17 protein-coding genes are annotated in these 14,247 nt (G+C 39.9%); 15 read left to right on the plus strand and 2 right to left on the minus strand.

The window, feature by feature from the left end; genetic code table 11:
• Positions 1-12: 12 nt before the first annotated feature.
• Genes PQO03_RS09770 through PQO03_RS09780 form a run of 3 tightly spaced genes read left to right on the plus strand, consistent with a single transcriptional unit; the run spans position 13 to position 2,492 of the window.
• Positions 13-951, plus strand: coding sequence for a TRM11 family SAM-dependent methyltransferase (locus tag PQO03_RS09770; protein WP_274149954.1), 939 nt, complete (start codon positions 13-15; stop codon positions 949-951).
• Complete coding sequence (tsaA, locus tag PQO03_RS09775; RefSeq protein WP_274149955.1) at positions 908-1,651, plus strand: tRNA (N6-threonylcarbamoyladenosine(37)-N6)-methyltransferase TrmO; 744 nt, start codon at positions 908-910, stop codon at positions 1,649-1,651. Before PQO03_RS09770 ends, tsaA begins: the two co-directional genes overlap by 44 nt.
• Positions 1,641-2,492, plus strand: a complete 852-nt coding sequence (locus PQO03_RS09780; protein WP_274149956.1) for a M48 family metallopeptidase — start codon at positions 1,641-1,643, stop codon at positions 2,490-2,492. Before tsaA ends, PQO03_RS09780 begins: the two co-directional genes overlap by 11 nt.
• Before the next feature lie 18 nt (positions 2,493-2,510).
• On the opposite strand, the gene PQO03_RS09785 is transcribed toward PQO03_RS09780, so the two are convergent.
• Complete coding sequence (locus tag PQO03_RS09785) at positions 2,511-3,278, minus strand: hypothetical protein (RefSeq protein WP_274149957.1); 768 nt, start codon at positions 3,276-3,278, stop codon at positions 2,511-2,513.
• A 512-nt stretch (positions 3,279-3,790) separates the two neighbouring features.
• On the opposite strand from PQO03_RS09785, the gene PQO03_RS09790 reads away from it, so the two are divergent.
• The 7 genes from PQO03_RS09790 to PQO03_RS09820 all read left to right on the plus strand — a co-directional run bounded on the left by PQO03_RS09790 (position 3,791) and on the right by PQO03_RS09820 (position 9,364).
• Positions 3,791-4,258, plus strand: coding sequence for an RDD family protein (locus tag PQO03_RS09790; protein WP_274149958.1), 468 nt, complete (start codon positions 3,791-3,793; stop codon positions 4,256-4,258).
• A gap of 267 nt (positions 4,259-4,525) precedes the next feature.
• Entirely contained in the window at positions 4,526-4,900 is a 375-nt protein-coding gene (locus tag PQO03_RS09795) for a hypothetical protein (RefSeq protein WP_274149959.1), read from the plus strand.
• 49 nt (positions 4,901-4,949) lie between these two features.
• On the plus strand, positions 4,950-5,369 hold the full coding sequence (locus PQO03_RS09800; RefSeq protein WP_274149960.1) for a hypothetical protein: 420 nt from the start codon (positions 4,950-4,952) through the stop codon (positions 5,367-5,369).
• A gap of 243 nt (positions 5,370-5,612) precedes the next feature.
• Entirely contained in the window at positions 5,613-6,071 is a 459-nt protein-coding gene (locus PQO03_RS09805) for a hypothetical protein (protein ID WP_274149962.1), read from the plus strand.
• A gap of 267 nt (positions 6,072-6,338) precedes the next feature.
• On the plus strand, positions 6,339-7,622 hold the full coding sequence (locus PQO03_RS09810) for a Gfo/Idh/MocA family protein (RefSeq protein WP_274149963.1): 1,284 nt from the start codon (positions 6,339-6,341) through the stop codon (positions 7,620-7,622).
• 304 nt (positions 7,623-7,926) lie between these two features.
• Positions 7,927-9,045, plus strand: a complete 1,119-nt coding sequence (locus PQO03_RS09815) for a Card1-like endonuclease domain-containing protein (protein WP_274149964.1) — start codon at positions 7,927-7,929, stop codon at positions 9,043-9,045.
• Positions 9,038-9,364, plus strand: coding sequence for a hypothetical protein (locus tag PQO03_RS09820; RefSeq protein ID WP_274149965.1), 327 nt, complete (start codon positions 9,038-9,040; stop codon positions 9,362-9,364). The genes PQO03_RS09815 and PQO03_RS09820 overlap by 8 nt, the downstream gene beginning before the upstream one ends.
• Before the next feature lie 3 nt (positions 9,365-9,367).
• On the opposite strand, the gene PQO03_RS09825 is transcribed toward PQO03_RS09820, so the two are convergent.
• Positions 9,368-9,673, minus strand: a complete 306-nt coding sequence (locus PQO03_RS09825; RefSeq protein ID WP_274149966.1) for an HNH endonuclease — start codon at positions 9,671-9,673, stop codon at positions 9,368-9,370.
• A 104-nt stretch (positions 9,674-9,777) separates the two neighbouring features.
• Here PQO03_RS09825 and PQO03_RS09830 point away from each other — a divergent pair, with 104 nt between their 5' ends.
• From PQO03_RS09830 to rlmN, 5 genes are all read left to right on the plus strand, one after another.
• Complete coding sequence (locus tag PQO03_RS09830; RefSeq protein WP_274149967.1) at positions 9,778-9,987, plus strand: hypothetical protein; 210 nt, start codon at positions 9,778-9,780, stop codon at positions 9,985-9,987.
• Between the two features lie 76 nt (positions 9,988-10,063).
• The gene (locus PQO03_RS09835; RefSeq protein WP_274149968.1) at positions 10,064-10,753 is read left to right on the plus strand and encodes a hypothetical protein; all 690 of its coding nucleotides are present in this window, start codon (positions 10,064-10,066) and stop codon (positions 10,751-10,753) included.
• Positions 10,753-12,471 carry a single-stranded-DNA-specific exonuclease RecJ gene (gene recJ / locus PQO03_RS09840; protein WP_274149969.1) on the plus strand — a complete coding sequence of 573 codons (1,719 nt, stop codon included), beginning with the start codon at positions 10,753-10,755 and terminating at the stop codon, positions 12,469-12,471. Before PQO03_RS09835 ends, recJ begins: the two co-directional genes overlap by 1 nt.
• A gap of 2 nt (positions 12,472-12,473) precedes the next feature.
• Entirely contained in the window at positions 12,474-13,175 is a 702-nt protein-coding gene (gene rnc, locus PQO03_RS09845; RefSeq protein ID WP_274149971.1) for a ribonuclease III, read from the plus strand.
• Complete coding sequence (gene rlmN, locus PQO03_RS09850) at positions 13,172-14,209, plus strand: dual-specificity RNA methyltransferase RlmN (RefSeq protein ID WP_274149973.1); 1,038 nt, start codon at positions 13,172-13,174, stop codon at positions 14,207-14,209. Before rnc ends, rlmN begins: the two co-directional genes overlap by 4 nt.
• The last annotated feature ends 38 nt before the right edge of the window (positions 14,210-14,247 follow it).

The raw sequence follows: 14,247 nt of genomic DNA on the forward strand, positions 1-14,247 counted from the left end.
TACGGACTCTCAATGAATAACAAGCACACAAACATTTACTTTCTTAAACTGCAAGAATTTTATCACCCCTTAGCTGAGCTCGAAAGCTCTAGCTTCTTTGGTTTTGAAATTGAACGGGATCAACGCTTTGTTTTCAGTGAAAAAAAGGTTGATATCAGTGATTCAGCTTTCTTTGATTGGGGGGCAGAAATTTTAGTTCAAGAAAACGATTTCGAACAATTTTTAGAAACGATCAAAAATGCTGAGTTTAGTCTTTGCGAAGGCCGCATTGAAACCCCCTCTGCAGGCAATCATCCCAAGGTCAATAAAGACGTTCTTTTCCAAGTCTTAGAATACATCGAGGGTAGTTTCAACCTGAATTCCCCTAAGGAACGTTATGCTATTTGTCGCGATCATGACAATTGGTACTTCGTCAAAATATTTAGTGAAAAATCTAATCGCCTGTTCGAACATAGTAAAAAACCTGCCACCTTTTCTTCTGCACTCAATTCCATCAGTGCACGCGTAGCCATCAATCTCCTCAAAAATGCGGGCAACAATTTCTTGGATTGTGGCTGTGGTTCGGGAAGCCTTAGTTTAGAGGCCTGTCATTCCGGACTTAAGGTCACTGCTATAGATCGCTCAGCACAAGCTGTTTCCATGACTGAAGAGAACTTAGCGTACTTTAATTACTCTGCAGAACTGCATCACAAAGAACTTAAAGATTGGACAAAGACACATGACTCTGCCGTAATTGACTTTCCTTATGGCTTTTCTTGTGCAAGAGATGAAGAAGAAGAACTGCAAAATCTTCATTTACTCTTTCCTCTTGTCTATCAGAGTGTATTTTTTTCATCAACAGATTTAAGTCCACAAATGAAAGCTATCGGTTACCAAATTATTAAACACAAAGTTATGAAGTATCCAAATGTCACAAGACACATCATCTACGCCCTCGCCGGAAGAGAATAGTTTCTCGATTCAGCCTATTGGCTTTATTGCCAGTGATCTAAAAGAAAAGTTTGGCACTCCACGCCAAGCTGGACTTTGTCTTTCCGTGGCCAGTAGTATCATTTTGGAAAACTCAGCTTTTAATCGCGAAGCTATTACGGGCTTAGAAAACTGTTCTCATTTATGGGTATTGGCTTGGTTTCACAAAAATAAAGATATGAAAGCACGTTCTTTAGTGCGTCCACCACGACTCGGTGGCAACACAAAAGTAGGCGTTTTTTCAACACGATCTCCGTACCGCCCAAACCCCATTAGCATTTCCGCGTGTGCTCTCAACGGCATCGTTTTTAAGAAAAATGAAATTATCATTGAAATTGATGGCTGTGACCTTGTTCACGGAACTCCTGTCATCGACATCAAACCCTACATCCCCTACGCCGATGCTATTGAAGATAGCTCTGCAGGTTGGGCTGACGGCGATTGGCCCATTTTAGAAGTCTCCTATTCGCCACAAGCACGCGCTATTTTAGACAAACATCAACTTGAAGATGGCTTAACAGAAATCCTTTGCCAAGACCCACGTCCTGCCTACCAAAAAAAGAACGAAGGCAAAGTTTATACTTTCCAATTTAATGCTTTTGATATATCTTTTAAAACAATTAACGAAACTCATGTACGCGTTGAAGAAATCACTGCTTTAAAGGATAAAAATGGAAAATAAATTCAAATTTCTAATTCTCATTTGCTCAAGTTTATTTTTCTTTTCTTGTCAAACAAATCCTATGACTGGACGCAGTCAATTAATAATGTACTCAAGTGACAAGATGCTCAATCTATCTGAAGTACAGTATGCCAATGTTCTTAAAGAATCTAAAATCTCAAACAGCTCACAAGAAAAAGCTCGACTCCAGCGCGTTGGCACACGAATTGCTAAAGCTGTGGATGACTACTTAAAAGAAAGCAGACTCGAGAACAACTTTAAATGGGAATTCAACCTCATCGAAGATAAGCAAGTCAACGCTTGGTGTATGCCGGGTGGCAAAATTGCTTTCTATAGCGGAATTTTACCCATTACAAAAGATGATGCTGGCATGGCTGTAGTTATGGGCCACGAGATTGCTCACGCCGTCGCTGAGCACGGAAACGAACGCATGAGCCAAGCTATGCTCATCAAAGGGAGTTTGATGGCTGCCGCAATTGGTATTCAGACCACTGATACAGTCGATGATGAAATGGGACAAGCCATACTTATTGGTGCAGGCGGCTTAGCCAGTGTCGGTATAGCGCTACCGAATTCACGAACACAAGAACTCGAGGCCGACTATATGGGCCTTGTCTTCATGGCCAAAGCTGGCTATAACCCCGAGCGAGCCATTGCATTCTGGCAAGACATGTCCAAGGCTGGTAGTGCTGAAAAGCCACCAGAATTTTTATCGACTCACCCAGGTGATATTAGACGCATTGACGAAATTAAAAAATATCTTCCAAAAGCCATGTATTATTATCGACAGAGTCCACAATTCCAAGAACTGGAAATTAAACAACTCGCTCCAAAAAATTAATATAAGCTGATTTTAGTGCTATCTCCCTAGTCCTAAAAAAATGAGCACTTCTTCTTGAGATGGTTTTTTAAACATTAAAAAAATGAGTACCCCAAAAAGTAAAAGACTGAGAAGTCCAAGTAAAAAATTTATTTTATTTTTCTTGCTTTTTACTTGAGGTCGACGCTTACCCCCACGAATAGTCTTCGAGGGATTAATTCGCGTGGGCTGCAAGTAGGTATCTTCAAATAGTCCTTCATCATGAAACTTTTCTTGTAGGTCTTCATCTCCTTGCGTCCTTTCATTAGGAGGATGAATCCTTTCGCTACCCATCAATAGATCTAAATCGACCTCACTTATTTCTGCACTAGCTACAGCGTCTGGATTTTGCTCAATAAATTCCTTTCTTAAAAGACTCAAGGATTTAATTTCATGAGTATCTAAAACATTGATATTCGTAGGCAATTGACTGAGCCCCTGATCCTGAGCCGAACCTAAATCTTGACTCGTACTCTCTTCTGAATCGTTTCTATGAAAAGGCTGGGCCAAGTCAGCCACTTTGGGTTTTAGGCGTCTCAAAGTCTTGAGTTCTTGTGTCTCGAGTGGATCCATATCAGTTACAGGTTCTCCCTGTAGAGTCTCTGCGGAAGATTCGTTAAACACCGTGGCTTTTCCCCCTTCGTCCTGGATTAACATCGCTAAATCACAGCCCGTGCAGCGAACTTTATGACCTAAATAGTCTAAGGGAGCCGCAAGTAATTCTTTACAGCCTAAACAATTAAAAATAATTTCATTTTCTGACATCATTAGGCTCGATCTTAATTCAAGAGAACACATACTCTTTTACAATAATTCTCTAACTATGATAAAAAAGTACTCACGGCCTAGGCTTAAGTAAATTAAGATCAGTTATTTATATAAAACACAAAGACATTGCTGAAGCTGCAACAAAAAATGGCGCTTAAGCTGAGTACGTGAGCTAAGTTCAGAAAAAAACTCTTAGAGATATTGTTCACGGATGCAGCTTAACTGAGCTTCAATTTACTCACTACCGACGCCTTAAACTAAGAAAACGTTAAGAAAGGCTCTGCTTGAATACTTAAAAGGCTTTTATTTTTGCGAAAACTGCAAAAACATGATCTAGTGGATAGCATTGATATTTACTTGGAGGTAGGAATCACTTACATAGCAGGCTCTCGATAGCCTTAGTCACACTCCATGCATGTGTGCTCTATAAGTATTTATTTCATGCATCAAAGTGCTTTTTGCAACCATCAAAAACTCCACATTCATATTAACACAAACAAAGGATCCATAAAATGGAACAAGTAAACGCGTATGAAGCCCCACAAACTGACTTAGAAGTTGTCGACGATGCCAACTTAGCATCCCAAGGAAAACGCTTTGGAACTCTAATTTTGGATACAATTTTTTATTTGATTTATTCAGTTATTATAGGTGTTATCCTCGGCATTGTTCTCGCGATGACCGATAACATGGCTTTTCTAGAAGTTTTGGCTAAACCCATCCCTAACTTCCTCTTTGGAATATTTTTAGTGACATCTTATTATATCCCTCAAGAAGTGCTTTGGGGTAGAACTGTCGCAAAAATGATACTCGGCACCAAAGTGGTTGATGAAGAGGGAAATAAACCCAAAGCTTCTGCTATTATCATTAGAACTTTTGCTCGTTTCATTCCTTTTGAGGCCTTTAGTTTCTTATATGCCGATGGTGCAAAAGGCTGGCATGACCGTTTTTCTAAAACGAAAGTCATTTCGACTAAGTAGTACCTGAATCCCTAAAGCTTAACTTTTAATAAATTTTAGGACTTAGATGAAACTGAATTAGGCTCACTGCTAATTCAGTTTCATTCTATAAGGGAAAGAAGAGTTATGAGCGAGATCAATTTATCTACAGACCTCCAAAGCAACGTAATTTAAAGCAAAATAAAACTTAATGAATCGTCGCTATCAGGAGTGATTATTATTCTTTTTGGGATTAAACTCACTGATCACTCAGCAAGTATAAAAACTCAATTCACAAAAGAGCCTCCCATGATCAACGAAGTCCAGTTTCTATTAAATGAAAAAAAGCAAAGAACTGAAAGCAATATAATTAATTTTAAATTCATAATATTCACTGTGGTATTTATATCTTTCGTCCTACTCAATCAAGATAGATACATCGGTGCCAATGCTAATGCAGAAAATAGAATGTTACTTGGCTTATGGTTATTATACCCGATTTACTTAGTCATCTTTAAGAAATTCGCAATGAAAAAATATATGATTTTATGCACTGCATGCGAATCTCCGGTAGCACTCCAATCAAAGTATCAAATAAGCGCCGACCTTGAACAACTCACTCATGAAAAATGCGCTAAGTGCAAAGCTGTACTATCCTTAGATAAATTAAAAACCAAATCATAAGCAGACCATTAGTAAATCAGCTTCTCAAGCCCGCGAAAAGGACCCTCCCATGATTCCTGCTAAAAGCACCCTCAAATACGCTGCACTGCGTTTTGCCCTCTTACTTGGAGGACTCGGTTGGTCAATCTCTTTCGCATTTACCTTCAGCTCTTGGCAGACAAGTACTGACTTATTATATGGAATGGGCGCTGAGCACCAAGCTTTACTCGATTACTGGCTTAAGATGGCCTCAGCTCTCTTTGGCTGTATTGGTTTACTTTTTCTAGCCTGCTTAGTCAAGATGAATAAATACGCAGTTATCATTCCTTTACTAGCTTATGGATCGATCTTCATTGGAAGCGTTTTATTATTTTCCGCTTATAACAATTCATTAGACGCTCAATTGCATCCTACGCATATTATTGATATCCCCTTTTGTTACATTGTAGGCATATTGATTTTATACGGGACAAAAAAGAGCTCCAAATAAGCTAATTCCGACGCGACTCTATGGACCACACAATTCAAAAAACTCTCTTAAAGACATCTGAGCCAAGCTAAAGCAGGGCAATTCTATCTGAATGACTTTAAGCCTGTAAGCTCACTTTCTGGATAATCTATCCATTACTTAGGTGTTCGGCTTTGTTATTTTTAATGCCTTTTGTATAATGGGTCACTAAATAACTATTCATTTATCTAAATAATAATCTCACCTTAAAGGATTTATACCAAAATGACAATATTATCACTTCGTCCTGCAGGTAAAGAAATACTCTATACCCTCATCAAAAATGATGATTCAGAAAAACTCACTTTACTTGATCAAGGCACATTAAAATTAGTAAAAAATACTTCTAGAGCTTCCGATATTGGTGAACTCTTCAAGCTAGTCAAAAAATTCATGGCAACACAGCAAGTTAATTATGTTTTGATAAAGGGCAGTGCCTCAACTCAAGATATGAACTTAGCTCATCTACATACTGCGGAAATCAGAGGTATCTGTGTAGCGGCGGCGGCCACCGCAAAAGTCCCTGCCAAGCTAGTAACTCCAGGTGCAACTTTTGCGCAATCGGGAAAAGTTAAAGACTCACTAAAAGATGATGATTTATTCAATCGAAATATTGAAGGCGAACTGCCTAAAACTAAACGAGATCTTGCTTTGTTAGTTCTCAATCATTTAGAGAAAAAGTAGTTCATCATTACTTAGACCGCTACTTTTATTAAGTAGACACAGAAAGCCTTCATGTAGATCATGAAGGCTTTTTTTGTTTCCTACTATGTTCCTTTAGCTTCCTGAAGTTATCCGCAAAAGCCTCTGTTTTTACGGGTGAAAATGTTTATTTGCCTAAAAAAGTCCTGAAAACTTCAAAATAGGTGCAAGATTATAAAAAAAATGCGTAGTACTTATATAAGAAACTCTCACATGTTAGTTATATAAGTAATTTAAGGAAGGTATTTTATGGATTCATTTAATCGTAGAAATTTTGTTAAGGGCGCCGCCATTTTAGGAGCTAGCTCATCCGTCAATGCTTTTAATATTCAAGAGAAACTCGGAAATGATAAACCACTTAAAATTGCTTTAGTGGGTTGTGGTGGTCGTGGTACAGGCGCAGCAATGCAGGCCATGAAAGTACGAAAAGGAGTACAACTTGTCGCCGTTGCTGATGCCTTTCAAGATAAGGCCGAAGCTATACACAAGCGTTTAACTCGTAAAGAAAATCCTCAAATTGACCTTCCTAAAGAACGCGTATTTCATGGCTTCGATGCCTATAAAAAAGCGATTGACTCTGATTGCGATCTCGTCATTTTAACGACTCCACCTCATTTTCGTCCCATTCATTTAGAGTATGCTATCAGCAAAAATAAACATGTTTTCATGGAAAAACCTGTTGCTGTTGATGGCCCTGGTATTCGTTCGGTGATGAAATCTGCGGAAGTCGCAAAATCAAAAAACCTCATGCTTGCTTGCGGTTTACAAAGACATCACCAATTCGATTACCGCGAATCCATTCAACGCTGTAAAGATGGCGACATTGGCAATTTCCAATATGCAAAAGTTTACTGGAACAGTGGTGGCGTATGGACCCGCAAGCGCCAAGAAGGCATGTCTGAAATGGAGTACCAAATGAAAAACTGGTATTACTTTAACTGGCTCTGCGGTGACCATATTGTCGAACAACACATTCATAATTTAGATGTTATCAACTGGCTCAAAGGCTCACATCCCGTTTCTTGTAGCGGCATGGGTGGACGCCAAGTCAGAACAAGTAAAGATCATGGCGAAATCTTCGATCACTTCTCTACTGAGTACCAATATGCCGATGGCACGCAAATGTTTAGTCAAGCCAGACACATGAAAAATTGTACCAACAAGGTTGATGAATACGCTTATGGAGACAAGGGAATGTGCCATTTCGGAGCTCATAAAATCACTGGTGCAAACAATTGGAAATTCTCAGGAAAACGCGTCAGTGGCCATCAACAAGAATGGTATCACTTGATTGAAGCTTTGGATCGCGGCGAAATTTATAACGAAGGCTACAATGGGGCCGTCGCTACGATGACGGCAATCATGGGTCGCATGGCGAATTACAGTGGCAAAACCGTCACTTGGGAACAGGCTTTAAATTCTACTGAGGCACTTGTCCCAGAAGGCTATGACTGGGCAGCAAATCCACCGACGCTACCAAACGCTGATATGAGCTACCAGATACCTACGCCAGGACAATACAAAGTTATCTAAAGTACTCGCTTCCTTAAAAGCTGATACATCTCAGAGCCCTCTATAGTTAGAGGGCTTTTTCATTTATGCTTACTAGTCCTAAAAGCCTAGCAGTCTGTCGGACTTTGAGCTTCGTAACGAAAGAGGGGCCGAACAAAGCAGGTTTTTGTCCGAAATGAGACGAATATTGGACATATTTAACGATTTTCGGGCATAGATCCGGCAAAGTTCGGCTGTTTTGTAGTAGAACGGAGAGAAGTCCGACAGACTGCTCGAACTTGAAGAGAGGCTAAGTTCAAGCTACTTTTGGAGAACTGGAGAATGGATGAAAAAATACCAAATACATATTTGCTTAGTCAATGAAAATGCTTTAGGAAATATTCTGCCCCTCATAGACCCTGATATAGCTCCCGAAAAAGTTATTTTTTGTTATTCTCCTAGTCATCTACAGGATGCGGAAAGACAGCGAGATTTTTGCTTAGAAAAAGGCTTGCAGGTGCAATTACTTGCACTGCCAAAAAGAGATAATCTGAGTGAGCTCCAAGTGAGCTTTCTGCAATTGCAACTCGATCCCAAAACTTGCGCGCTCAACTTATCTGGGGGAAGCAAACTCATGTGCATGGCCGCATACGAGTTTTTAGATGATGATATCTTTAGATTCTGTGTAGAGAAAGACTCACTCTACCCCATAAGTTCTCCAGACCAATTCAATTTTTATGATTTAGCTAATAAAATTCAACTTGAAGATTACTTCGCTTTACATGGCTGGAACGTTCAAAGCCTAGTGAGAACAAAAACCGTTCTCCACGACGATTTATTTGATGAATTATTTGAAAATGTTAGTACCTACGAAAAGGCTATCGGACTTCTTAATAAACTCGCTCATGACGCCGATAATGATGGTGTCCTCGAAATGAGACATCACCGAAAGTTTAACGACGCACAAGTCAAACTTATGGGCAAACTTTATTCATCAAACCTGCTCTCTTATTACGATGCCAATACAGTAAGGTTTGTCGATCATGATGCCATCGATTTTTGTCGAGGTTTTTGGATTGAAGATGCCGCTTATTTAGCTTTAAAAAAACTCAAGCCACAAGACTTTGCCATCTCGGTCGAGATCACTAATCAGCAAGGATCAAAAAATGAAATTGACGGAGCTTTCCTTTATGAAAATCAACTCTATTTGATTGAATGTAAAACCTCCCATTTAGCACGTGAAGGCAAAGGAACTCAAACTCTTTATAAAATGGATACTTTAGTTGACTATGCAGGCCTGCATACTGAAGGAATTCTTGCCTCATACAGGCCCTTAGAAGACTATGACCTACGACGTGCCAAAGACCTGGACATTAGTATCATCCAAGGCTCTGCCCTAAGAAATTTTGATCAGCATCTCAAAAATATTGTTGAGAAATCCAAGGAGAGCGATCAACATGGATAATTTTAAAAATATAAATAAGCATAAAGAACACCTGACGACAAAGCCACCAAAAACTCATAGTCGCCTTAAGACTATCACGGCAATCATTATTGCGATCATTGCAGATATCCTAAGTATATTTTTGTCTTTTGCACCCGAAATTGCGATTCCCGTCAATATGATCCTCGTGGGAATTTTAAGTTTACTACTGGGATTTAAATTTATTTACATCCCCTCGGCCTTAGTAGAAACTTTCCCACTTATATCCGCAATGCCGTTCTGGACTGCCGCAACACTTTATTCAATCTATAAAAACAAACACCCCAAGCTAGATAAATAAAACTTATTTCTTGTCATTTAAGTTTTTGAGATATTCTTGCCACTCTATGGGAAGAAGGTATTTTTTTTGGCTATTGCATTCTTGGCAACAAGGAACGCAATTGCTCTTGGAAGTCTTGCCTCCCCGCACAATGGGGACCAAATGATCCATCGTCAGTTCTGACGGATGAAACTCTTGCTTGCAATAACTACATAAACCCTTGCCTTTCTGATTCTTCCACCATTGCGACTGGCGCATTTCTCGTGCTTTATTCTTTTCGCGCTTGCGATGTTCATCATCTGCAGATGAAAAGCCTTCAAAAGAAAACATATTTTTGCTCCGTAAAATTCGATTTACTCAAAATTAGCCTCACTGCAGAGGTTGCATAGTCACATTTAGAGGCTTTTTTATTATAAATAAAAAGGAATAGTAACATGAAACTAAAAGCAAAGTATTTTGGCTTTTGCCTAATAGGAGCATTATCACTGCTTTCTTGTAAGGAAGCTGCGGAAGGCGTCGACCAGACTGCGGATCAACTTACAGGGAAAAACCAGATTAAGCAATTGAAAAAGACTGAGGCCCAACTCAACGATATTAACAAGCAACACAACAAACAACTCGAAGAAGCTACTAAAGAAAAATAATTTTCTCTACCCCTCTCTCGATTACGAGTATCTAATGATACTGGTGTTTGCTTAACATATTATCTGAGTCCCTATCATGTCCAGTTCACCTACCCCTCCGCCAAAACCGGAGATCAAAGGGGCTAGTCGCGCCTTTGTCATCGGTGCCAGTGCTTCTTTTGTCCTCCTCGTGCTTGCCATTGCACTAGGCTGGGTTTCTGTTGCCTCCGGCATTCGTCACATAAAAAAATACAGCTCCAAAGAGGCTTTAAGTTTTTCTTTCCCCGAAAGCAAGGAGCAATATACTCTTACGCTACAAAAGATTGCTGCTGCTCTTGATAAAGCTCATAAGGGCCAAGAAACAGAACTCCGTTTGAATGCCCTAGAACTTAATAGCTTGCTCGCCCACGACCTAAGCTTTGATCAATTTCGTCAACACTGCCGACTTAACAAAATCACTGAAGATGCGATCTTTATCGACATTAGTTTCCCCATTGATAAACTTAAGTGGGCGTCATGGACTGACGTTGAAGGACAATTTTTAAATGGCCAAGTACTTCTAACTGGTCGAATGAAAAAAGATTATCTAGTCCTAGTAATTGATCAAGTCCAGCATGACGGAAAGAAAATCATGCTTGACACGATGGAGTCTCTTAAAGAACATAATGCTCTAACTTTTTGGCCCGCGGCAGAGCAATATCAAGAAGATCTTCAACTCATTCGCGGCATGAGCTTAGAAGATGGCGAAGTCATTCTAAAAGTGGCTCCCTTCAAAGAGGATGACTAATGTCTAAATCTACACCTTTAGAAGATTGGTATCCAAAAGATGTCACTGCAGAAGAACTGGATGATATCCAAAGTCGCTTCGAGCTTTCACGGCCTGCTGCCACTGTGCTCGCGAGCCGACCTATCCTCAAAAAAAACAATGATTGTTTTAATACCTCTTTAGCCAACTTAAGTGACCCCTTTCGCTTTCCTGATATGCAAAAAACTGTTGAGCGCATCTTTCAAGCTATTGACAAGGAAGAAACAATCGTGGTTCACGGGGATTACGATACTGATGGAGTCACCTCCTCAACTCTTCTCAATTGGGTTTTACAGTCCTACGGTGCCAAGAGTAGCGTTTTCATTTCTAATCGCCTCCATGATGGCTATGGCCCTACACCCATAACAATGCAAAACCAAATAGATGCAGGCGCTTCTTTAGTCATCTCAACTGACTGTGGCATCACTTCATTTGAAGCCGCTGACTATGCGCACGAAAATGGTTTAGACTTTATCATTACTGACCATCACAATCCTGCAGAGAAACTCCCACAAGCCTTTTCAATTATCAATCCTCGAATCACCACTGAATTACTTGATCTTTATTCCCTTGCTGGAGTCGGTGTATCATTTAAACTCTGTCATGCTTTATTAAAACATGGCACCACACTTGGCAAAAAAGCCACTATTGATTTACGAAATGGTCTCGACTTAGTCGCCTTAGGAACAATTGCAGATTCCTGTCCATTAGTGGGTGAGAATCGCTCTTTAGTTAAAAACGGCCTCAAACTTCTCAACATTAATCCACGCCCTGGCGTAAGAGCTTTATACGAAGCCACAACACTTGATACACATATTACTGCATCGGATATCAGTCGTAAAATCTCACCGAAAATTAATGCTGCTGGTCGAGTGGGTGATCCCATGGTATCGGCTAAACTCCTAGCTTCAAATAGTATCCATGAATCTCGGCAACTCGTCAATCAGCTCAAGAATTTCAACCGCATTAGACGCAACGCAGAGAAATCAGCTTACATGGAGGCTTTTCAAATTGCAAAAGAGCAATTTGCCAGTTCACCACCTCTACTTTTAGTCGTAGGTCCTAATTGGCACCCGGGAGTCATCGGACTTCTATCCACCAAACTCACCAAACACTTCGGCTTACCTTCAATCGTTTTATCAAAAGATAAAAACCCAGATGAACTCTTAGGTTCTGGTCGAAGCTGCAACAGCATCAACCTTTTGGAAGGTTTAAAACATTGCAGTGAACTACTCAATAACTTTGGTGGTCATCCGATGGCTGCTGGACTATCTTTAGCTGTTGATAATTTAGATTCATTCAAAATAAAATTGACGAATCTATTGCAAAGTGATACTCTCGAAAAAGTAGAGAAGAATCATAAACATCACTACTACGATGGTGAATTCACTTTCCAAGATTTAGATGAAAAATTCATCACAGACCTTGAAGCCATGGAACCTTTTGGCAATGGCAATGATGCCCCTATCTTCCTCTTTAAGAATATTCAAATCAAAGATACGCACCACCCTATCAGCGCCGTTTTATCTGGCTTTGTTGTAGATAAATTTTCAACTAAAATACCCTTCACTTATTACACCCCTTTCGATTATAGCGATTTTGAATCCGCGAAGCTCTACAATATTATTGCTACTCCTTATCGAAATTATGAAAATAAAACTTGTCGCTTACTTCTACACGAAGTTTTTGCGAATCAATAAAAATGACTATGCCGCTCTCAGCCCTAGAAAAAAAAATCAATTGTCTTTTTAACAACAAAGAACTTTTGAACGAAGCGATGACTCATCGTTCTTATAGATTTGAGAGCCAAGTTGAAACTAAAGATAACCAGCGTCTAGAATTCCTCGGTGATGCTGTCATAGAGTTAATTGTATCTCGCTACCTCTTCGACCGCTATTCCAATGCTCCTGAAGGAGACATGACAAAATATCGCGCTGCCTTAGTTCAAGAATCTGCCCTATTTGATTGTGCTCGTCATATTGATTTAGGGCATTTTTTACTCCTTGGGAAAAGCGAATTGACTAGCAAGGGAAATGAACGCCCTTCTAATCTCTCTGATGCTTATGAAGCACTGATTGCCGCCATCTACATAGATCAAGGCTATGAGAAGGCCCAGGTTTTCCATATCCAAAATCTAGAAGCGCTATGGAATGAGCCCGCAGATTTAGTTTTGGTTCAGAATCCTAAAGGTATCCTGCAAGAAATTACGCAAAAAAACCATGGCTCTACACCCAAGTATGCAACCATATCTAAAAGTGGGCCTGAACATGAGCCCAAATATAAAGTCGACTGCTACCTAAATCGAGAATTACTTGCGCACGGTGAAGGAAAGACTTTAAAGAGCGCTCAAGAAAACGCGGCCACACATGCCATCAATAGACTCAAAGAGGACAAAAACAAATGAATAGCGAACGTATACAGGCTATTGTCGACGAATATAAACTCCCCAAGTTTCGTGCTAAACAGCTCAAAGAAGCTTTTTTTGAACATCATTATAGCTCTTTTGAACAACTCACAAACTTCCCTAAAGATCTACGCAATAAACTCACCCAAGAGAATCAAGTTTTATGCCTCACGGTAAATAAAGTTTTTGCATCATCAGATAAAGTGACCTACAAGGCCTTGCTCGAACTTCACGATGGTCTAAAAATTGAATCAGTCTTAATGAGCCCCAAGCCGGGGCTTTGGACCGCTTGCATCAGTTCGCAAGTGGGCTGTGCGATGAAATGTACATTTTGCGCCACTGGAACTATGGGTCTCACACGTAATTTAAGCTCGGAAGAAATATCTGATCAAGTCCTATTTTGGCGACAATTCATTGCCAAAAATGATATTGATACTGAACGTCTCAATAATGTAGTTTATATGGGCATGGGCGAACCTTTACACAATACAAAACAAGTATTTGCAAGCATAGAAGAACTGACTACGGAAGATACTTTCAAAATTGGCTCGAGACACATTTCTGTCTCCACTTCAGGCCTGCTCAAGGGTGTCAAAGAAATGGCGGAAAGGTTTCCCCAAGTTAACCTGGCTCTTTCACTGCATGCCGCCAAAGATGAATTACGGTCTTCAATCATGCCCATAAATGATGCCTTCAATCTCGAGCGAGTGAGAGCTTGTCTCGATGAATACATCGATAAAACTCACAGAAAGGTTTTCATTGAATATGTTTTACTAGAAGGTGAAAATAACGAACTTTCTCACGCCGCTGAATTATGCGATTTCCTCAAATCTCTAGAGAGACCTGAATTAACTCACACCAACCTCATTGTTTACAATGAAACTGATAGCACACACAAAGGCTCAACTAGGCAAAAAGCTGATGACTTTCGAAATTTTTTAAAGTCGAAAGGCCTAAGTGTTACCATACGCAAAAACTTAGGTAGAGATATCGATGGTGCCTGTGGTCAACTCGCAGTAAAAGAAGATAATTAAGTCCCTAGGAAATGGAAACTTAAGTTCACTAGATTACC

Source organism: Lentisphaera profundi (assembly GCF_028728065.1).
Lineage (GTDB): Bacteria > Verrucomicrobiota > Lentisphaeria > Lentisphaerales > Lentisphaeraceae > Lentisphaera > Lentisphaera profundi.